Below are 20,246 nucleotides of genomic sequence, written 5' to 3' on the forward strand. Positions count from 1 at the left end.
CGTCCCTTCTGCCGGATTCCTCCTATATTCGCAACCAGCCTGCCGTGGAGGAGCCGCGGATGGAGTAGGCTAAAGAGCACGATTTCGTATCAATAGCACCAAGTGCACCTAGAAACACACTGGACTGTGGTGAGCCGTGCCCTACGGGAAGCCCCGCGATCACGGGCACCCCGAGCGGCGCGAGCAGTTCCTCCAGCACGGGGTAGGGATCGCCGCAGTCGACCCAGGAGCCCAGGACGAATCCCGCGGCCCCGTCCAGTGACCCCGTCCGGAGCAGCTGGGTGAGCATCCGGTCGATCCGGTACGGCTCCTCGCCGACGTCCTCCAGCAGCACGATCCGCCCCCGCGCGACCATCGCGTACGGCGTGCCGCAGAGCGCGGCCAGCAGGCTGAGGTTGCCGCCGGTGACCGGGGCGGCGACCTCGCCCGGAACGATCACCCGGTCGCCGGTGATCGGCGACGGGTCTCCGGTCAGGGCGGCCGTGAAGTGCTCGAAGGTGCGGGGCTCGGGACCGGTGGGGTCGCCGAGCGTGGCACTGGCCGGCATCGGGCCGAACAGGGAGACGAGGCCCAGCTCGACGGCGAACGCCCGGTGCAGGGCGGTGACGTCGCTGGAACCGACCAGCGTCTTGGGCCCGGCCGCCCGCAGCGCGTCCCAGTCGAGCAGGTCCAGGATCCGGGTGGCACCGTAACCGCCCCGGGCGCAGAACACCGCGGTCACCTCGGGGTCGCACCAGGCGTCGCTCAGGTCGGCGGCCCTGACCGCGTCGGATCCGGCCAGGTAGCGGTCCCTGTCGAAGATGTGGGCGCCGGTGAGGACCTTCAGGCCCAGGCCCTCCAGGGCGCGGACTCCGCGCGCCAGCCGCTCGGGGTCGACGGGCCCGCAGGGGGCCACCACCGCCACCGTGTCGCCGGGGCGCAACGGAGGCGGGACAATGGCACCGTCTGCCGGGCCCGGGATGGACACGGGCGGTTCGTTCACTCCCCAAACGGTGCCACACTGAGCTCACATATGCGACCTGCGCCTCACATCCTGGTGGTCAACGGCATCAAAGTCCGCCAGCCGGTGTTCGTTCTCGCCGCCCCCCAATCAGGCGCGGACCTGCTGGGCCGCGCCCTGAAGCGCTCCCCCGGCTTCCACGTCACGATGGGGCGCTCGGCGGTGGCCCACGTCGTCTACGCCTTCGCCCGGCGCCCCTCCATCGCCGGCAGGGGCATGGGCGCCACCCGGGTGCTCCGCGACGCCATGGCCGAGGCGTGGCAGATCGTGCCCGGCGCGTGCCGGGAATGCTCGCAGTCCTGCCGCGAGGCGGGGGGCGTGACCGGAGCGGGGCCCTGCGTGGCCTCGAACACGGTGGCCCGGTTCGGCGACGCCAGCCCCGACCTGCTCTACAGCGCCTCGGTGCTGCTGCAGGCCTTCCCCGACGCCCGTTTCGTCCAGCTCATCAGGGACGGCCGCGACGTGGTCGCCGACATGCTGGCCGACCCCGCCTCCCTGGCGTGGTTCAAGCCGGTCATGCTGAGCGACGAGACCGAGTTCCCCAACCCGTTCCTGGGCCTCAACTCCGGCGAGCACAGCGACCGCTGGAAGGCGATGCCCACGGCGGGCAAGTGCGCGCTGCGCTGGCGCAGCGCGGTCCGGCTGTCGGCCACGCTCCACCACGAGCTGCCCCGCGAGCAACTGCTGACCCTGCGCTACGAGGACCTGGTCTCCTCCCCCGCCGACGCCGCCGAGGGACTCTCCACCTTCCTGGGAACACGCGTCTCCAAGGTCGCCCTGTACGGCCGGAGCGTGCCGAAGGCCGGCGCCTGGCGCACCCGGCTGCGCGGCGAGGACGCCGAGCTGGTGGGGAAGGTCGCCCGCGAGGAGCTCCTGCGCCTCGGATACGTCTCGGCCTCCTGACCGCGCCCGCCCCGCCGCCCCGGCGAGGACCCCGGGGTCCTCGCCGGGGCGCGAACGGAACGCGGTGCTAGGCGGCCTCGCTGAACTGGGTGCGGTAGAGCTCGGCGTAGACCGCGCCCTGGGCCAGCAGCTCCTCGTGACGGCCCCTCTCCACGATGCGGCCGTCCTGGACCACCAGGATCTGGTCGGCGTCGCGGATCGTGGACAGCCGGTGGGCGATGACCAGCGAGGTCCGCCCGGCCAGCGCGATCTTCAGTGCCTGCTGCACCGCGACCTCGGACTCGGAGTCCAGATGCGCGGTGGCCTCGTCGAGGACGACCACGCGGGGAGCCTTGAGCAGCAGCCTCGCCAGGGCCAGCCGCTGCTTCTCGCCGCCGGACAACCGGTAGCCGCGGTCGCCCACCACCGTCTCCAGGCCCTCGGGCAGCCCCCTGACCAGGTCGGCGATCTGCGCGGCGCCCAGGGCGTCCCAGATCTCCTCCTCGGTCGCGTCCGGCCTGGCGTAGCCGATGTTGGCCCCGATGGTGTCGTGGAACAGGTGGGCGTCCTGCATGACCACGCCCACGGTGTCGCGCAGGGACTCCAGGGTCGCGTCGCGCACGTCCAGGCCGTTGATCCGGACCGCGCCCTCGTTGACGTCGTAGAGGCGGGAGACCAGGCTCGTGATGGTCGTCTTGCCCGCGCCGGAGGGGCCGACCAGCGCGATCATCTCGCCGGGGCGCGCGGTGAAGCCGACGCCGCGCAGCACGTCCTGGCCGCCCCCGGCGTCGGGGCGGGCCACCGCCTCCAGCGAGGCCAGCGACACCTCGGAGGCGGCCGGGTATCCGAACCGGACGTCGTCGAACTCGATGGAGGCCGGTCCGTCGGGGATGGGCTCGGCGCCCGGCCTCTCGGCGACCATCGGCTTGAGGTCGAGCACCTCGAAGACCCGGTCGAAGCTCACCAGCGCGGTCATCACGTCCACGTGCACGTTGGACAGGCTCGTCAGCGGGCCGTACAGGCGCAGCAGGAGGGTCGTGAGCGCGACCAGGGTGCCGAACTCGAAGACGTCGCCGATGGCCAGCACGCCGCCCATGCCGTACACCAGCGCGGTGGCCAGCGCCGCGACCAGGCCGAGCGCGACCCTGAACACCGTCCCGTACATGCCGACGGTGACACCGACGTCCCGTACCCGCCCGGCTCTGCCGCCGAAGACGGCGGCCTCCTCCTCCGGCCGGCCGTACAGCTTCGCGACCATCGCGCCGGCGACGTTGAACCGCTCGGTCATCATGGAGCTCATCTCGGCGTCGAGCTCCATCTGCTCGCGGGTGAGCCCCGACATCTTCCTGCCGACCCACTTGGCCGGGAAGACGAAGACGGGCAGCATCACCAGGGCGACGACGGTGATCTGCCAGGACAGCACCAGCATGGCGCCGAGCACCAGCACCAGCATGACCACGTTGGCGACGACCGAGGACAGCGTGCTGGTCAGCGCCCGCTGGGCGCCGATCACATCGCTGTTGAGCCGGGAGACCAGGGCGCCGGTCTGCGTGCGCATGAAGAAGGCGACGGGCATGCGCTGCACGTGGTCGAAGACCTCGGTACGCAGGTTGTAGATCAGGCCCTCGCCGATCCGCGAGGAGAACCAGCGCTGGAGCAGGGTGAGCGCCGCGTCGGCGATCGCCAGGCCCGCGATGACCAGCGCGAGGGCGACGACGACCCCCGTCTTCTTCGGGATGATCCCGTCGTCGATGATCGCCTTCATCAGCAGCGGGTTGGCGACCACGATGACCGCGCCGACCACGACCAGCCCCAGGAAGGCCACGATGTGCCGTGAGAAGGGCCTGGCGTACCGGACGATGCGCCGGACGGTTCCCGGGGTGAGACGCTCCCTGGTCACCGCGCTGTCCCGCCGGAGCGAACGCATCATCTGGGGTCCGAAACCCCCGCCCATCATCGCCATGTACGGCCTCCTCTCCCGATGCGAGCACCGGGAGAGGAGATCCCATTCCCCCATCAGCTTGAGGCGAACAACGGTCCGCCTGAGTCGAACCCCGAGTCGAACTACGTGAACAACGCCCTGAGCCGCACGGCCTGCTCACGCCCCTCGGCCACGCACTGCTCCTCCAGGGTGCGCCCCGAAGCGCCCTGAAGGAGCCGCTTGGTGGCCGTCGCGGCATCCCGGTCGACCGCCAGCAGGGCAGCGGTCAGATCTTCCACGGCCTGCCCCAGCTCCCCGGGAGCGACGACCAGTTCGGCCAGGCCGATCCTGGCAGCCTCCTCCGCTCCCACGGTGCGGGCCGTGAGGCAGATCTCGATCGCCCTGGACAGGCCCACGAGGTCGACCAGCGGCTTGGTGCCGGTCAGGTCGGGAACCAGCCCGAGAGCGGGCTCCTTCATGCACAGCTTGGCGTCGTCCGCCAGGACCCTCAGGTCACAGGCGAGCGCAAGCTGGAACCCGGCACCGATCGCGTGGCCCTGAACGGCCGCGACGGAGACGATGTCGGGACGCCGCAGCCACAGGAACCCCTGCTGGGCCCGCGCTAGCCGCTGCTCGAAGGTCGCGCCGTCGAGCAGCGCCGAGGCCGCGAACGAGCCCTGGCCGGGCACTCCCTCGGGAGTGAACATCCGCAGGTCGATTCCTGCCGAGAAGGACGGCCCCTCACCTCTGATCACGACAACCCTCACCTGCTGCGGCAGGCTGTCACCGATACGAGCCAGAGCCGACCAGGTAGCGAACGTCTGTGCGTTCCGCTTCTCCGGTCGATCCAGCGTGATCGTCGCGATCTTGCCGTCCACCTCGTAGCGCAGACCGACCTCCTCGAGGGAGACCTCCTCCGCACTCCCCCCGAACGTCACTTCCGCCATCGTCCGCTCTCCCAGCCTTGATTTCGTCTCGTCCGAGCCTATCGATTCTCCAGAATGAGGTTCTACAGACCCGGACGGGACGGTTCGGCGTGGGACGAGCGGCTGCGGTCGCGCGTTCCGAGGCGGGGTCAGCGCTTGGACTTGCCCCGGGTGGCGCCCCCTCGCCCGCGCAGAGTCACACCGGACTCGCTCAGGATGCGGTGGATGAACCCGTACGACCTGCCGGTCGAAGCGGCCAGCGCGCGGATGCTCTCACCCGCGCTGTAGCGCTTCTTTAGATCGGCGGCCAGTTTTTCACGGTCGGCCCCGGTAACCCGGGTGCCCTTCTTAAGAGTCTCGGCCACGAGTACCTCCTGTAGTGCCAGACTTCCGCAGCGTTACACACGCCATGATCAGTCATTTCGGCGAGATCGGCTACCTACTCCATGGGAAAAGATCCGTACCCGCTCAAATTAAGATCAGGCAAGTGCCACAAGATCGGAAAATTCGTCGCTCCATGCGTCTTCAACTCCGTCAGGCAGCAAGATCACCCTATCGGGTCGTAGAGCCTCGACAGCACCCTCATCGTGCGTGACGAGCACAATCGCCCCAGAATAGGACCTTAGGGCAGAAAGTACCTGCTCTCGGCTCACCGGATCAAGGTTGTTCGTGGGCTCGTCGAGGAGCAGGACGTTGGCCGCCGACAGGACCAGCGTGGCCAGCGCCAGCCGCGTCTTCTCCCCGCCGGAGAGCACTTTCGCGGGTTTGTCCACGTCGTCGCCGGTGAACAGGAACGAGCCGAGGACCTTGCGAAGCTCCACGTCGGCGAGCTCCCCCCCGGCCGAGCGCATGTTCTCCAGCACGGTCCGGTCGGGGTCGATCGTCTCGTGCTCCTGCGCGTAGTAGCCCAGTTTGAGCCCGTGGCCGGGCTTGACCGCACCGGTGTCGGGTTGCTCGATACCCCCCAGAATGCGCAGCAGAGTGGTCTTCCCTGCGCCGTTCAGGCCCAGGATGACGACCCTGGTCCCCTTGTCCACGGCGGCGTCCACGTCGGTGAACACCTCCAGCGAGCCGTAGGACTTCGACAGTCCCTCCGCCATGATCGGAGTGCGTCCGCAGGGCGCGGGCTCGGGGAAGCGCAGCTTGGCGACCTTGTCGCTGCGCCGTTCCACCTCCAGCCCCGAGAGCAGGCGCTCGGCCCGGCGCTGCATGTCCTGCGCCGCCTTGGCCTTGGTGGCCTTGGCCCGCATCTTGTCGGCCTGCGACATCAGCACCGAGGCCTGCTTCTCGGCGTTGGCCCGCTCGCGCTTCCTGCGCTTCTCGTCGGTCTCCCGCTGGGCCAGATAGGTTTTCCAGCCGACGTTGTAGGTATCGATCGCCGCGCGGTTGGCGTCCAGGTGCAGAACCCGGTTTACCGTTACTTCAAGAAGCGTCACATCGTGGCTAATAATGATCAAGCCGCCCTGGTGAGATCGTAAAAAATCACGAAGCCACCCGATTGAGTCCGCATCTAGGTGGTTTGTCGGCTCGTCAAGAAGGAGAGTCTCCGCTCCGCTGAAGAGAATCCGGGCCAGTTCCACCCGCCGGCGCTGACCTCCCGACAGCGTCTCCAGCGGCTGTCCGAGCACCCGGTCGGGCAGACCGAGGCTGGAGGCGATCGAGGCGGCCTCGGACTCGGCGGCGTATCCGCCCAGGACGTGCAGCCGGTCCTCCAGGCGCCCGTAGGCCCGCACCGCGCGATCCCTCTTGCGATCGTCGTCGGAGGACATGCCGAGCTCGGCCGCGCGCAGCTCGCGCAGCACGTCGTCCAGCCCTCGCGCGGACAGGATGCGGTCGCGGGCGAGCACCTGCAGGTCGCCGGTGCGCGGGTCCTGCGGCAGGTATCCCACCTCACCGGTGATGGAGACCGTGCCCGCCGCGGGCGCGCCCTCACCCGCGAGAACCCTCGTCAGGGTGGTCTTGCCGGCGCCGTTGCGGCCGACGAGCCCGATCTTGTCACCGGGGTTCACCCGGAACGAGGCGTTCTCTATGAGCAACCGCGCCCCGGCGCGCAGTTCGATGTCAGAAGCTACGATCATGATTGGAGAACACTCCCAGACTGGAAATACACAGGCTCACTTCACTGTGGCCGAACCCGCCGCGCCCTGTGTCTCCCGGCTCTCGGCTCGGCCGTCTCGCCTCCATCCAGGCGACGGTCAATCGGGAGTGCGCATACCGATCAGTGTACGGCGCGCCACCGGCTCGCTTCCCCGATTAATCAGGGCCGATCATCCGAGCCCGGGATATCGGGGTCGGTGACCCTGATCCGGATCGCGCGAAACTGGCCCGGGGTCTCCCTGAGCACGACCAGACGCGGATCGGGGACCGTCAGGAAGGGCTCGGCCTCCAGCGCGAAGACGGGGGCGAGCCTGCGGTCGGGCCGCAGCGCGTCCACCGCGCGCCGGTCGCCGCCCAGGACCACCGCCTCCAGCTCGCTCAGGTGCGGGCCGAGAATCCGCAGCGCCACCTCGGCCGCCGCCTCGTGCGCCTCGTTCGCCTGCTTCTCCCTGCGCCGGGCGAACCGCTGCTGGGACCAGCCCCCCGCCGCGCTGCGGCCGTGGACCAGCCGCGACCCGACCTTGGAGGAGACGAGCTCGTCGCCGTGGAAGATCCCGGCCGCGTGGCCGCCGAGCCGTACCAGCAGCACGCCGACCCGGCGTTCCCTGCGCACGTGGGTGGTCAGGCGCGCCAGGGGACCGCCCCCGGAGGGGGTCAGGGGAGGAAACGGCACCTGGCACTCGGCCACGGCGCCGTCCGCGGCCTCAAGCCGGACGATCTCGGCGGAGGCCGTCACACTCGGCGGGCCGTGCCGCTCCACGAAGCCGTCGATCCAGCGGTTCAGGCGCTCGGGCCCCACCAGGACCCAGCGACCTCCACCCTTGGCCGGTCGCGATGTCATGGCACGGGACACTACCCGGTGGCTCCTCGCGACACGCGATCACCGCCCCGGCCCCCCGGACGGACGACCTCGCGAGGGCCTCCGACAATCGTCTTCAATGACCGGTTTCAACCAAAACCACAACAAACGACGAAATATCAGTGAACACAGTCGTGCGTGGCTTCTGTAGCCCCGCGACCGGGTTCATCCTCAAGAGGTGTCGAGTAGCGCGCAAGTCCTTCCTCAGGCCCCCATGGCGGCCGACCTGGGCATCACCCCGATCGTCGACCTCGACACCGGAGGCGTCATCGCCCTCCAGGCGGCGGGAAACAGCCACGGGAACATCTCCTCCGTCATCCAGACGATCCACAGCGTCACCGGGAGTGACGCGCTGCTCCCGCTCGTGCTGCCCGTGCCGTCCATCGTGGTGATCGGCGGCTCGGCCGCGCTGGCCCCGCTCCACGAGGCCCTGCGCGCGTCCAGGCGGCGGCCCGGCGAGATCATCGTCATGGTGCGGGGCGACTTCACCCAGTACGACCGGCGCGCCCTGCTCGTCGGGCTGGAGGGGCTGCGCGCCATCGGCTACCTGATCGCGGTGGGCGATCTGGGCACCGGCCACGTTCCGCTGGACCTGCTCGTCGACGCGGCCCCGTACCTGGCGGTGATCTCCCCCGAACTGATCTCCAGGACCCCTCGCGACCCGCGCCGCGCCGCGCTCGCCGAGTCGCTGGCGGCGCTCGGCCGGAGCGTGGGCGCCCACGTGCTGGCCCCGGGGGTGTCCGAGGAGGCGCAGCTCACCGCGGTGCGCGGCTGGGGGATACGGCTGGCGCAGGGCCCGCTCCTGGTCCCCGGACCGTCGGGACGGGTCCACGTGCCGATCCCCGTCATCGAGCAGGAGCCGGTACAGGCCCTGCTCGGCCCCCGCGTCCAGGAGTTCCTGCTGCCCGCGGTGACCCTCCCCTACGCCGCCACCGCCGAGGACGCGGCCGAGGCCTTCGGCAGCGAGCCGTCCATCAACAGCGTGATCCTGGTGGACGAGTACCAGCGCCCCAGGGGCAGCCTCGACCGCAGCCGCTTCCTGCTGTCGATAGCCACCCGCTTCGGTCACGCCCTGCACGGCAAGAAGCCCGCGGCGCGGCTCGCCGACACCGCCCGTACGGTCCCCAAGACCACCCCGGCCATCGCCGCCATGCAACTCGCGGGCCGCGACTCCGCACGCGTCTACGACGACCTGGTCGTCACGGACGAGGTCGGCCGCTGCATGGGGATCGTCCGGGTGTCCGACCTGATCCGCCAGGTCTCGTCCGTACAACACTGAGGCGGCTCCCGCCGCGGGGGCTGGAACGCGCCAATGCCCGTCTGGCCACGCGACGGGGAAGCGCCCTTCGTTTTGGCCGAATCGCCAAAACCCGCCCGTACCTCAATGACATACCCTAGGAGTTAGGCTTACCTAACTTACTGTAATCAGGAGTGGCCCATGGCGAACGACAGGCCCGCACGTCCCGTACGTAAGGCGACCCGCGGCGAGGTGCGGCGGGTGGAGCGGCTCACCCCGCACATGATCAGGGTGGTGCTCGGCGGCGAGGGTCTCGCGGGTTTCGACGCCGGCGAGTTCACCGACCACTATGTGAAACTCCTTTTCGCCCCCGCGGGGGTGACCTATCCGACGCCGTTCGACCTGGAGGCGATCCAGCGCGACCTGCCCCGTGACCAGTGGCCCACCACCCGGACCTACACCGTCCGCGCGTGGGATCCCGAGGCCGCCGAGCTGACGCTCGACTTCGTCTACCACGGCGACAGCGGCCTGGCCGGGCCGTGGGCGGATCGGGTCCGGCCCGGCGAGGAGATCTACTTCTTCGGTCCCGGCGGCGCCTACGCCCCCGATCCGGACGCCTCCTGGCATCTCCTCGTGGGAGACGAGAGCGCGCTGCCCGCCATCGCCACCGCGCTGGAGCGCCTGCCCTCGGGTGCGCGGGCCCGGGCTTTCATCGAGGTGGAGGGGGCGGAGGAGGAACAGCCACTGGACTCCCCCGCCGACGCGGAGATCGTCTGGCTGCACCGCGGCGGCGCGCCGTTCGGCGAGGCGCTCGTCAAGGCCGTGCACGAGCTCGACTTCCCGCCCGGCGACGTGCACGCCTTCGTCCACGGCGAGGCCGCCTTCGTCAGGGAGCTCCGGCGCCACCTGCGCACCGAGCGGGGCATCCCGCTGTCGCAGCTGTCCATCTCCGGATACTGGCGCCTCGGCCGCGACGACGAGACCTGGCGTTCCTCCAAGCGCGAGTGGAACGAGCAGATCGAGCGGGAGGAGGCCGCCGCGCTCTCCTCCTGAGCCGGAGCCGGAGCCGGATCCCGGCCGGGACCCTCCCGGGTCAGAGCCGGCCGGGACTCCGAGCTCGCCGGACGGCCTCGACGCGGTCGCGCGCACGGGTCTTCCGGACGGCCGGGGAAAGGTCGTCGCGGACCGCCCCCTCCGACAGGTGAAGGCGCCCGGCGACGTCGGTGATGCCGTCGCCTCCGGGCGTCTCCACGTCGAGCGGCACGATGTCCGGCCGGGCCCTGAGCGCCACGGTGAGCGCCTCGGGACCCGTGTCGGCCACCCACCACCTAATTGTCGGGTTCCAGGCCGAGCGGCGAGGTCAGAGCTCCCGGGCCATCGCCTGGCCCTTCACCGGGAGCACCCGGATCACGCCGTACCTCCGCGGCCGCCGGGACCGTGCCCCTGAGGGCGAAGCCGTTCTCGCCCAGCCCGCGCGAAGGCGCGGGACCACGAGGGCCCCGCGCCGGTTCGCGCTCAGCGGAAGTCAGCCGGAAAAGGTGCCGTCAGCCTATTCCGCCAAGCCCGGTGTCGAACAGATCGATGACGTTGTCCATGATCTTCTGGCTCCGGGCGCCCAGTTCCGCGGCTGCTCCTCTCCTGGTGTACTGCTCGACCGGTTCCTCCCTGAAGCCCTGCCTCTCACCCTGGCCGGAGCCGTTGGGCCGCGTGAGATTCGACGGTGGCCGCCCCTGCGGGTACATCCGGCCGTTGCCGTAGATCGTGTAGGACTGGGTCGGCTGGGCGGTGCCGTCGTTGCGGTAGACCTGGCTCGGCCGCGCCTGCGCCGGCTGCCGGTTCGCCTTGGGCGGCGCCTGCCGGTGCGTCGCCCTGTGACTGGTCGGGCGCCGCGCCGGGGTCGAGCGCGCGTCCCGGACCCCCCTGGGGAGTACGCCGGCCCGCTGGTTGCGCCGCTGGGACGCCATCGACATCCGCCTCAGGGCCGCCCCCTCACGAGCCGCCTTACGCAACTGCCTGCGGAGCGCCGGCGCGGCCCGTCGCCTCGCCGCGGCCTCCCGCGCCTTCCTGATCTTCTCGTCCGCCTTCTTCCTGGCCGCCACCAGCCGCTTCCTCTTCTCCGCGGCCTTTCGCCGCTTCGCCGCCGCCTCCAGCGCCTTCCTCCTGGCCTCCTCCTGCTTCTTCTTGAGCTCCGCCTGCGCCTTCTTCCTGGCCGCCTCCCTGGCCCGGCGGAGCGCTTTCTGCCTGATGGCGCGCTGGGCCGCCTTCTTGGCGAGGTAGCGGCTTCCGACCCGGACGCCGACGATGACCACGACCCAGACCCACTGCCCGTCGGGGTCGCTCATGCTGACGGGACTGTTGTTGGCGTAGGCGTAGGCGTTGAGCTGCTGCGGGTCCACGTCGTCGATGATCGGGTCCGCCGACAGGAAGCGGCCGTTTCTGGGGTCGTACTCGCGGGCGCCGAGGTGGACGAGCCCGGTCGTCGCGTCCTTCGTGCCGCCGACGAATCCGCGTTGCCCCGGCCACCACGACGGCGGTGAGCCCCGGTCCTCACCGAAGGGGGTCATCCTCCGTACGGCCAGCTGGCCGTTCCCGGCGTTCACCGCGGCCTGCGCGGTGCCCTGGTGGTCGCCGGCCAGGAAGTAGACCTGGTTGTCCGGCGTGCGTACCGCGATGGCCTGGTCGTTGACGGTGTAGTAGCGGGTCTGCTCGACGGCGTCCTTGGCGTAGTCGAAGCGCAGCTCCATGTCGTCGATGTAGAGCGTGGCGTCGGCCGGAGTCTTGCGGATCAGCCGGTCACCCTCCGCGTCGTACACGAACGACGTCGTCTTGCCCGCCTCCGTGACCGACTCCAGGTTGCCCTCGGAGTCCCAGACCAGGGCCTGGTCCGCGGCGGCGACCTTGCGTCTGGTGGTGTTGCCCGAGGCGTCGTACTCGAAGAGGTCCGCGCCGACGCTCTGCAGCGCGTGCGGCTGCTTGCCGCCCGGTTGCGGGTAGGTGTAGGAACGGACCGTCTCGCTCGCACCGCCCCAGGCGTGCTTGGTCTCCTTGGTCCGGTTGCCGGTGGAGTCGTAGGCGTAGCTGACCGCGTACGGGGCCACGCCGCCGATCTTGCCGGACTGCGGGGTGCCGCCGGCGCAGTCGTCGGTGGCCGTCCACGCCGAGGTCAGGCGGCGCAGATGGTCGTAGTCGAAGCACTGCGTGTCCTGGCCGCCGGCCCTGTCGGCGATCTTGGTGATGTTGCCGACGGCGTCGTAGGTGTAGTTGAGGTCGAGGTCGGTCGCGGTCGCGCCCTCCCTGTCCAGCCGCGTGCTGCTCAGCCTGCGGGTGGCCTCGTCGTGGGTGTAGGTGAGCCAGGTCTTCTTGCCTCCCGTGCCCAGCTCGTACTGCAGGGTCTCGCCCAGCTTGGAGTAGCGGGCCGCGGTCACGTACGACGACAGGCCGGTGACCTTCGTCGGCTGGTTCAGCTCGTCGTAGCTGTAGACGACCGACTCCTCCTCCAGCCCTCCGGCGGCCGGGAAGCTGACGGACTGGACCTGGTCGTCGATCGTGTAGCGGGTGTTGAGCACGTACGAGCCGGCCAGCCTGCCCTCCCGCGCGGGGATGGTGACGGTCTCGCGCAGCGGGCGATAGTCGGCGTCGATGGCGTTCATCTCGGCCTTGTACGCCTGCCCGCCCACATACCGGATGCTGGCGTTCATATGACCCTTGGCCAGGGCGTCGTACTTCCACTCGGCGAGCAGCGGGCCGGTCGCGGAGTTCTCGCGCATCTCCTTCTTACGGCCCAGCTCGTCGTAGACGTACCACAGGGTCCTGCCGCGGGCGTCGGTGGTGCTGACGATCTCGTCGGCGTCGTTGTACGTCATCGTCGTGACGCCCTTGTCGGGATCCTCGGTTCTGATCTCCCGGCCGCGCATGTCGTAGTGGTGGCGCCACACGTTGCCCGCCGAGTCGGTCACCGTGGACAGCCGTCCCGCTTGGTCGTAGGCGTACTTCGTCGACTCGTACTCGCCGGTCGGGGTCGCCCCCCTGTACTGGCGCAGCTCGATCAGGCGGTCCTCGGCGTCACCGATGCGGGTGGTCGCCGTCTCGCCGGCCGGCGGCGTCAGGTGGACCCTGTCGCCCTCCTGCCTGCTCGTGACCCGGTACTTCTCCACGCCCTTCGCCTTGAGGACCTGGGCGTTGACGTCGCCCACGCCGTCGAAGAGGGACACGACCTGCGTGGGCACGTCGGTGTCGGCCACCGCCAGGAGGTCGGTGGAGGGCGCCCCGGTGGCGAAGTAGCCGGGGTTGGCCTTGGACGGCTCGCCCTGGGAGTTGTAGAAGGTGTCGGTGATCGTCCGGCCGTCACGCAGCGCGGGATCCTGCGTCTGCTCGTCCCTGGGCGCGGGTTCCTGGGTCTGGCGCTCGCGCATCAGGCCGTCGTACAGCTCGTGGCTGCTGGTGTAGGCGCCGTCCGCGCGCAGCGTCTTCGTGGTGACGATGCTGGGGCCGTCGCCGCGCATCACGTAGGAGAACTCGGTGCTGGGCGACTGTCCGGCCGCCTTGCTGCGGGTGGGCTGCCAGACCTTGATCAGGCGGCCGAGCGCGTCGTACTCCATGTCGACGCGGCGGTTGTTCGCGTCGATCTCGACGACGGGTTCGTCCCAGGCCGGTTCGAGCAGGATGCGTTCGACGTGGCCGAGCTGGTTGACCTCCTTGATCTCGGTCGCGGGGGCGCCCGCGGCCGGGGTGTAGGTGGTGGTGGACGTGGTGCCGACGGAGTCGGTCTCGGTGAGCTCGCGGCCGTAGGCGTCGTAGGTGTAGGCGCTGTCGGTGATCGTCGTGCCGTCCCCGGAGACGAGCTGCTGGACAGCGGTCACGTCGCCCTTGCTCGGGGCCTGGCCGTACGCCTTGCCGTCGTAGTGGACCTTCTCGTCGGAGAGCACCTCACCCGCGGCCAGCGTGGACACGCCGGTGCCGCAGCTCGCGGCGACCTTCTGGATCCTGCTCGTGTAGTCGAGCATCCAGCTCGTGTCGTTGCGGGCGTAGGTGTAGCGGGTGCACCGGTCGTCGTCGGCCGTGGCCAGGTCGCCCTTCTCCTCCACCTGGGTGAGCAGGCCCTGGGCGTCGTACACGCGCTCCTCGCCGGTCCGCCGCCACTTGTCGCCGGGCAGCGCGCTGCGGGTGACCATGGACTTGGCCTCGACGATGTGCGCGGCCTTGGTGACGCCGCCCTGCGTGGACTCCGCGGTCTTCAGCGACCACGGCTGCTCGACGGTCGCCTTCAACACGGCCCCGCCGTCGCCGTCGTACAGGATCTCCTCGCGCTCCAGGCCGGAGTACTGGTCGAGGTCGTCCAGCTTGACGCCCTCGGAGTCGGTGACCTGCGCGGTGCGCTTGGAGCCGTCGGCCTGCCTGTCGCCGTGCATACCGCGGAAGTACCGGAACTCCGTGAGCGTGCGCTTGGTGTCCTGGCCGTCGCCCTCGCGCACCCGCACCCGGCCGAACCCGCGGAAGTCCGCCCACGTGCGGTGCTCGGGCTTGACGAGGATGTTGTCGGCGTAGTGCCAGGCGGCGCCGTCGAGGTACTCGTAGTCGGTGACGACGTTCGGCGAGCCCGCGACCCGGTCCACCTCGGACGTCTGCGCGACCACGTACTTGTGGAACCAGTCGACGACCTCCGCCTCGTTCGGCGGCGACCAGCGCTGCGGGAAGCAGCGCTTGGTGTTCTTGTCGGCGGCCGGGAGCTCGCCCGGCCTGCACTCGGCGGGCGCGTAGTTGACGCGCAGCTCGCCCCCGGTCTCGTTGTTCACGGCCTGCACGCGCCACTTGACCAGAGGCGCGCGGCCCTCGTTCGCGTCCACCCGGTTGGGGAGTTGCACACCGGCGAACGTGATCTTAGGAAGGGTGATCGTGCCGCCCACGTGACCGGTCTGCTGGATCGAGGCCAGCCACAGCGACGGGCTCAGGCCGTCACCCGTGGCGGGGAACTGGTGCGTCAGCGTCCAGGAGTCCACCGCGCAGTACTGCGCGCCCGCGCACTTGGCGGTGTCGGTGTTGAGGATCTGCGTGCTGACCTTGGTCAGCCTCTTGCGGCTGAAGAACGTCGGCGACAGGCGGTCGACGCACTTCACGCCGGCGTTGCAGATCTGGTCGAACGGGACGTCCGGCCAGCTGCCGGCGGTCTCCTTCTTGAGCTGGTCGACGGCGCAGGTGATCGTGCCGCTGGGCAGGCAGCGCTCGGCCACGTCGAAGACGACGCGGGCGGCGGGGGCCTTGGTGAACAGCTCGCCCTTGAGGTAACCGTAGTCGATGCGGGTCAGGTAACCGCCGCGGTCGTACACGGTGCCCAGCTCGGGCTTGCCGCGGCCGTAGTAGTTCTTCTCCTGGGCGTACCAGTACGTGGTGGCGTTGCCGTGGGTGTCCACCGCGTAGTCGAGGTTCCACCGGTAGGCCTGCTGGCACCAGGCGTTGGCCGGGGTGCCGCTGTAGCAGGGCTCGCCGCTGTTGTTGCCGAACACCGGCACGGTAAGCACCGACTTCGTCTCCGGCTTGCCGGTGACCCAGCCGGGCAGGCGGTTCAGGCCGAAGGTGTGCTGGGAGCCGTCGGCGGTGGTGACGCGCCAGTACTCGCCGTTGTTGTCGCCGTTCGTCGCCCCGGTCAGGTACTCGATCCGGGTGCCGTCGTCGCGCTTGGGCCGCCACTGCTTGGAGGTGGCGTCCTTGATCAGCTCGACGGCGGAGTCGCCGAGCGACAGGGTGACGTTCTCCCCGTCCCAGCACAGGTCGCCGGTCTTCTTGCCGTCGATCATGCAGGACTTGTAGCGGCGCTCGATGTAGCCGCTGGGGTTCAGCTCGAAGCCCTCACCGGCCCAGGACGGCTGGTTGTTGGTGGAGGCGGTGCGGCCGTCCACGCTCTGGGAGGAGTAGCCGAGCGACAGCTCCGGTTCCTCCCCGCCCAGCGCGGGGGGCGTGCGCAGGCCGTAGCCCCAGTTGAAGTCCCCCGACTGGGTGCCGATGCTCCAGTCGGCCGAGGGAGCCAGGGAGGTGGCGCCGTGGTCGCCGGTCGAGCCCGACGCGGCGGCGGTCACGGCGTACAGGCCGATCGTCGCGACCTCGGCGGTCAGCGTGCCCGTCTTCGTGTCGTTCTCGCTCTTGACGGGCCGGGGCTGGGCGCAGTCGGCCGCCTTGGCGTCGAGCGCGCACTCTTCCAGCTCGACGACCTGGAGCCGGGCTCCGTAGTCGCCGCCGTAGGCGTGGCGGAAACCGGAGTAGTCGATCGCCAGCCGGGTCTTCGCGGCCGATTTGGCCGCGGCGACGCCCTGGCCAGGGGAGACGCGCATCGTCAGACCGAGCCGGCCGGTCGAGGCGCTGTCGAGGAGTTCGACCTTCACCGGGTCGGCTGCGGCATCGGCGGCCTTGGCGGCCTTGGAGGACGTCTTCTCCGGAGGGGCGAGCTTCACCGGGAAGCCGGCCGCCAGGGTCCTGGCCGCGGTGCCGCCCAGCTCGGCCGTCCGGGGTGCGGGCCAGGTGACCGCCGGTGGCGCCTTCCACGCCTGTTTCTGCACCGGATCGGTCATCGGCGGCAGGACCGGGACCCTCACCCCCTTGACCGGCGTCTCCTTCTGCACCGACGGGGCGGTGCGGGGCTCGGCCTGGGCGGGCATGGCGTACGCCAGGGGCATGACGAGGACGATCGAGAAGACGGTCGCCAGCCGGCGGGGCCAGGGAGACTCGGGCCTGGGCGTCTGGAAACGATTCCAGGAGGGGTCCGGAACGTCAAGTTCGGGACGTTCGTGGCGTTGCTGTAAACGATTCCAGCGGGATTCGGGCAGGTCCAACTCATCCGGCAGATCCATGAACTCTCCCAGTCGGGGGGTGCTGGTCAGAGGGGACTTACTGGGTGGCCAGGGGTTACTGGGCGGCCAGCTGAGCGATCTGCTCGGCCTTCAGCACGCCGTCATAGACACGGATGTCATCCACGGTCCCCGGCCAGTAACCGGTGAAGACACCCGCGGTCTTGCTCCGGCCCACCTGCAGCGGGCCGGTGGCGTTCCACGTGCTCGTATGGTTGGTGACGGTGGTGGTGGACAGCTGGCCGTTGACGTACACGCGGAGCTGGCCGGCCAGCGGGTCGTACACGCCCGCCACGTGTGTCCACTCCAGCGGGGCGGGAATGGCGTCGGAGCGGGTGCGGACGAGGGCGGCGGTGTCGGTGTCGGCGGCGGCCATGCCGAGGGCCCACCGCCCCTTTTCCTTGTCGTAGCCGAGCTGGAAGCCGGCGGCGCGGCTGCCCGTCTGGGCCACGGCGGCGGTGTCGCCGGTGGGCAGGTAGTCGAGCTGGGTCCAGGCGGAGACGGTGAAGCCCGACCTGGTGTTGACGGCCGGCACGGCGGTCTGGGCGTGACCACCGGCCCCGTCGAGCGCGAGCGCGCCGTCCAGCCAGCCCGAGGTCCACGAGGCGCCGCCGGCCAGCGTCGCCGCCGTCGCCCTGCCCGAGGAGTCGGCGGCGGACACTCCGGACTCCTCGTCCAGCCGCCAGTGCCCGACCAGCGTGGCCGCGCTGTTCACCAGGTCGGCGACCTCGTCGGCGAACATGGCCCGCCCGTAGGCACGAACCTCGTCGATGTCGCCGGGGAAGAACTCCGTGGCGGCCCCGTTGACCTTTCCTCGTCCGATCGTGAGGGGGCCGGTGGCGTTCCACGGCTGGGTGGTGAAGGCGACCGACGACTCCAGCTTGCCGTTGACGTACAGCGAGAGCTGACGGGCCGCCGCGTCGTAGACGCCGGCCAGGTGGGTCCACTCGTTCAGCCTCGGCGCGGCGGAGGAGAGCGCGCGCACGGTCGTCGCGGCGTCGGCGTCGGAGCCGGTGCGGGTCAGCGCCCAGCGGTCGTCGGCCTTGGAGTACTGCAGGGCGAAGGCCCCGGTCCTGCCGCCCTCCTGGGTGACGGCGGTGGCGGTGGCGCCCGTACCCGTCAGGCGGGCCCAGGCGGTGACGGTGAAGTTGTCTCCCGTGTCGACGACCGGGCCCGAGGTCTGCGCGTAGGCGTTCGCCAGGCGCAGGCCCGAGCCGGTCTTGCCGCTCGTCCACGTGGCCCCGTACAGGGTGGCGGGGAGGGTTCCGGCGGCGTCGGCGCCTGCCGTGCCCTGGCCCTCGTCCAGCGGCCAGTGGCCCCTGGGGGCGCTCCCGGCGTTGACGTTGAAGACGTAGGTGCGGATCGGGCCGAGCTGGCCCGCCCGGTCCTTGCTGCGTACGGACAGTACGTTGGGGCCGTCGTGGCGCGGGGTGAGCCGGATCGTGGCCGTGCCGTCCGCGCCGGGGACGACCTCCGTCTTGGGCGAGATGTCGAGCCCGTAGACGTACGCGGCGACGTCGGAGATCCCGTTGGGGTCAAACGTGAACGAGCCGGCCAGGCCGACCCCGTCACTCCAGCCGTTCTCGGCGAACTCGGGGGAGGTCACGACCGGTTCGCTGCCGGGGGCCGTGGCGTCCACGGTGGCCTCGCACCAGGGGCTCCAGGCGCTGTTGGCCTTGCCGTCCTCGGCGCGGACGCGCCAGCGGATCAGCGCGCCGTCGGAATACAGGCTCTGCGGGATCGTCGCGGAGAAGGCCGTGCCGGTCGAGCCCAGCGCGGTGAGGTACTCGCCCGTCTTGGTCCCGGCCTCGTTGTACCACTCGAACCGGCCCCTGACCGAGTTGTCGACGTCCTTCAGCTTGGCCCACAGCTTGGGGGTGGCGGCGCTGATGATCGGCCGGCCGGTGCCCGAGACGCAGGGGCCGCCCGGGTCCGACCACGCGTCGGCGGCCACCGGGTCCGCGGGCAGCGAGTTGTACTCGATGACCAGGCTCGGGTTGTTCTTGAACTTCTTCCAGGCGTACACGTCGGTCTCGCTCGTGGCCCGGAGGCCGATGGTGACGTTGGGCCACTTCTTGGCGGCGGCCTCCACGACCTGCGAGGTGACGTCGAACTCGACGCCGCCGGGCAGGCAGGACGGGCCCCAGCCCTTGGCCACGTTCACCGTGGAGAGCAGCCTGACCCACGTGGGCTGCTTGTTCCAGGTGGTGCTCTTGCTGATGCCGTTGGTCGCCCAGGCCTCGACCTTGCGGGCGCTGCACGAGTACGACCACGTCTCGTACGTGCGCAGCGTCGCCTTGACGATCTGCTTGCCGTGGATGGTCGCGCCGGTGTTCATCTGGAAGAACGAGCGGTTCTTCTGCGACTCGACGTGGCCCACCCTGGCGACGTCGCTGGAGTTGAGGTAGTTGGAGTTGGGCCAGTTGCTCCAGACGGCGGTCCACGCGCCCCGGGCGGCCGAGAAGTACGGGTCCAGATAGATGGGGAACCGGGTCTTCGGGTCCGTCATCAGCTTCCGGTCCGGCCGCAGGCGCAGCTTGCCGCCGGTCAGCTCCACACCCATCCGGGCCTGCCGGGCCTCGGGCGCGCGGCCTTCCTTGACCGCCTGCGGGCTCGTGGCCCCCTCGGAGTCCCACATCATCGGGGTCGGCGCGACGAAGATCGTGCCGCCGTTGTCGTCGACCGCCTCCAGATTGCCCGCCTGGTCCGATTTCAGCGACAGGCCGCTGGTCGAGAGCGGGAACGTCAGCTCGGCCAGGGCGCCGCCGGCGGCGGCGGCCCGCGACTTGACCACCAGGACGTGGGAGAAGCCGTCCACGTCCGCGGTGACCTTGAGGTCCACCCCCGGCATGACCTCGGGGTAGGTGGCGGTGTCGCCGTTCAGCACCGGCTTCGGCAGCGTGCCCGGCCAGCCCAGCTCCATCACCTTGCCACCGCGCGACATGCGGGCCAGCGGAGCGCCGCCGTTGCCGCTGCCGCCGCCGCCGGAGAAGGCCAGGCCGACCGCCGTGGCGGCGGGCGCCACCGTGCCGTCGGGCCGCTCGCGGAGCGTGGTGTCCACGGGCACCCAGCCGTCCGCCTGACGCACCCGCACCGGGCGGACGTTCTGCTCCAGCACGTAGGTGCCGTCCGGCTTGACGAAGACCTGCCTGGTCTCGCTGCGCAGCGCCTCCACCTCGGCGGGCCGCCCGGTCCGGCGGGCACGGACGAGTGCGGGGTCCTCGGCTCGGCCCGCCGTCGCGGTCGGCGATACGACGGCCGGGGCCGGGCTCTGTGCGGGCGCCGCCGGAGCCGGGCCCGGTGTGGGCGTCACCAGGACCGCGCCCACCAGGGAGACCGCAACAACCCCACGAAGTGCCAGCATTCGTCACGCCCTGTCATGCTGGGCTCCGCGCGGGTGCGACGTCCCGGCGGCTCCACGATCTTCGATTGACGCTGGAATTGTCACCCGGGCAAAGGCATGCGTCTAGATCTTGTGGAGAATTTCTC

Annotated in this window: 12 protein-coding genes; 3 read left to right on the plus strand and 9 right to left on the minus strand. The window is 70.4% G+C overall.

Going from position 1 to position 20,246, the window contains the following annotated elements; all coding sequences use genetic code 11:
• Positions 1–22 precede the first annotated feature (22 nt).
• Positions 23–982, minus strand: a complete 960-nt coding sequence (locus J2853_RS18610; RefSeq protein WP_307559618.1) for a S66 peptidase family protein — start codon at positions 980–982, stop codon at positions 23–25.
• 30 nt (positions 983–1,012) lie between these two features.
• On the opposite strand from J2853_RS18610, the gene J2853_RS18615 reads away from it, so the two are divergent.
• On the plus strand, positions 1,013–1,903 hold the full coding sequence (locus tag J2853_RS18615; RefSeq protein WP_307559620.1) for a sulfotransferase family protein: 891 nt from the start codon (positions 1,013–1,015) through the stop codon (positions 1,901–1,903).
• A 67-nt stretch (positions 1,904–1,970) separates the two neighbouring features.
• Here J2853_RS18615 and J2853_RS18620 read toward each other — a convergent pair whose 3' ends face one another.
• The 5 genes from J2853_RS18620 to J2853_RS18640 form a co-directional block, all read right to left on the minus strand.
• The gene (locus tag J2853_RS18620; protein ID WP_307559621.1) at positions 1,971–3,845 is read right to left on the minus strand and encodes an ABC transporter ATP-binding protein; all 1,875 of its coding nucleotides are present in this window, start codon (positions 3,843–3,845) and stop codon (positions 1,971–1,973) included.
• A 101-nt stretch (positions 3,846–3,946) separates the two neighbouring features.
• Positions 3,947–4,750, minus strand: coding sequence for an enoyl-CoA hydratase/isomerase family protein (locus J2853_RS18625; RefSeq protein WP_307559623.1), 804 nt, complete (start codon positions 4,748–4,750; stop codon positions 3,947–3,949).
• Positions 4,751–4,878: 128 nt separating this feature from the next.
• A complete protein-coding gene (locus J2853_RS18630; RefSeq protein ID WP_030507271.1) occupies positions 4,879–5,094 on the minus strand; it encodes a helix-turn-helix domain-containing protein in 216 nt (71 codons plus the stop codon).
• Between the two features lie 114 nt (positions 5,095–5,208).
• Positions 5,209–6,807 carry an ABC-F family ATP-binding cassette domain-containing protein gene (locus J2853_RS18635; RefSeq protein WP_307559634.1) on the minus strand — a complete coding sequence of 533 codons (1,599 nt, stop codon included), beginning with the start codon at positions 6,805–6,807 and terminating at the stop codon, positions 5,209–5,211.
• Between the two features lie 179 nt (positions 6,808–6,986).
• Complete coding sequence (locus J2853_RS18640) at positions 6,987–7,667, minus strand: acVLRF1 family peptidyl-tRNA hydrolase (RefSeq protein WP_307559636.1); 681 nt, start codon at positions 7,665–7,667, stop codon at positions 6,987–6,989.
• A 196-nt stretch (positions 7,668–7,863) separates the two neighbouring features.
• On the opposite strand from J2853_RS18640, the gene J2853_RS18645 reads away from it, so the two are divergent.
• Together J2853_RS18645 and J2853_RS18650 are read left to right on the plus strand one after the other, a co-directional pair.
• Positions 7,864–8,964: an EAL domain-containing protein gene (locus J2853_RS18645; RefSeq protein WP_307559638.1), complete on the plus strand. Its 1,101-nt coding sequence runs from the start codon at positions 7,864–7,866 to the stop codon at positions 8,962–8,964.
• Between the two features lie 159 nt (positions 8,965–9,123).
• Complete coding sequence (locus tag J2853_RS18650) at positions 9,124–9,975, plus strand: siderophore-interacting protein (RefSeq protein WP_307559640.1); 852 nt, start codon at positions 9,124–9,126, stop codon at positions 9,973–9,975.
• Between the two features lie 40 nt (positions 9,976–10,015).
• Here J2853_RS18650 and J2853_RS18655 read toward each other — a convergent pair whose 3' ends face one another.
• The 3 genes from J2853_RS18655 to J2853_RS18665 form a co-directional block, all read right to left on the minus strand.
• Positions 10,016–10,243, minus strand: a complete 228-nt coding sequence (locus tag J2853_RS18655; RefSeq protein ID WP_307559642.1) for a response regulator transcription factor — start codon at positions 10,241–10,243, stop codon at positions 10,016–10,018.
• Positions 10,244–10,466: 223 nt separating this feature from the next.
• Positions 10,467–16,760 carry an RHS repeat domain-containing protein gene (locus tag J2853_RS18660; RefSeq protein WP_307559644.1) on the minus strand — a complete coding sequence of 2,098 codons (6,294 nt, stop codon included), beginning with the start codon at positions 16,758–16,760 and terminating at the stop codon, positions 10,467–10,469.
• A 55-nt stretch (positions 16,761–16,815) separates the two neighbouring features.
• Complete coding sequence (locus J2853_RS18665) at positions 16,816–20,121, minus strand: LamG-like jellyroll fold domain-containing protein (protein ID WP_307559647.1); 3,306 nt, start codon at positions 20,119–20,121, stop codon at positions 16,816–16,818.
• Positions 20,122–20,246 lie beyond the last annotated feature (125 nt).

Source organism: Streptosporangium lutulentum (genome assembly GCF_030811455.1).
GTDB lineage: Bacteria > Actinomycetota > Actinomycetes > Streptosporangiales > Streptosporangiaceae > Streptosporangium > Streptosporangium lutulentum.

Excerpts from the sequence above, each read along its gene's own strand:
- J2853_RS18650 (WP_307559640.1), top strand. The coding sequence starts at position 9,124 with ATGGCGAACGACAGGCCCGCACGTCCCGTACGTAAGGCGACCCGCGGC.
- J2853_RS18665 (WP_307559647.1), bottom strand. The coding sequence starts at position 20,121 with ATGCTGGCACTTCGTGGGGTTGTTGCGGTCTCCCTGGTGGGCGCGGTC.
- J2853_RS18625 (WP_307559623.1), bottom strand. The coding sequence starts at position 4,750 with ATGGCGGAAGTGACGTTCGGGGGGAGTGCGGAGGAGGTCTCCCTCGAG.
- J2853_RS18615 (WP_307559620.1), top strand. The coding sequence starts at position 1,013 with ATGCGACCTGCGCCTCACATCCTGGTGGTCAACGGCATCAAAGTCCGC.
- J2853_RS18635 (WP_307559634.1), bottom strand. The coding sequence starts at position 6,807 with ATGATCGTAGCTTCTGACATCGAACTGCGCGCCGGGGCGCGGTTGCTC.
- J2853_RS18640 (WP_307559636.1), bottom strand. The coding sequence starts at position 7,667 with ATGACATCGCGACCGGCCAAGGGTGGAGGTCGCTGGGTCCTGGTGGGG.
- J2853_RS18660 (WP_307559644.1), bottom strand. The coding sequence starts at position 16,760 with ATGGATCTGCCGGATGAGTTGGACCTGCCCGAATCCCGCTGGAATCGT.
- J2853_RS18620 (WP_307559621.1), bottom strand. The coding sequence starts at position 3,845 with ATGGCGATGATGGGCGGGGGTTTCGGACCCCAGATGATGCGTTCGCTC.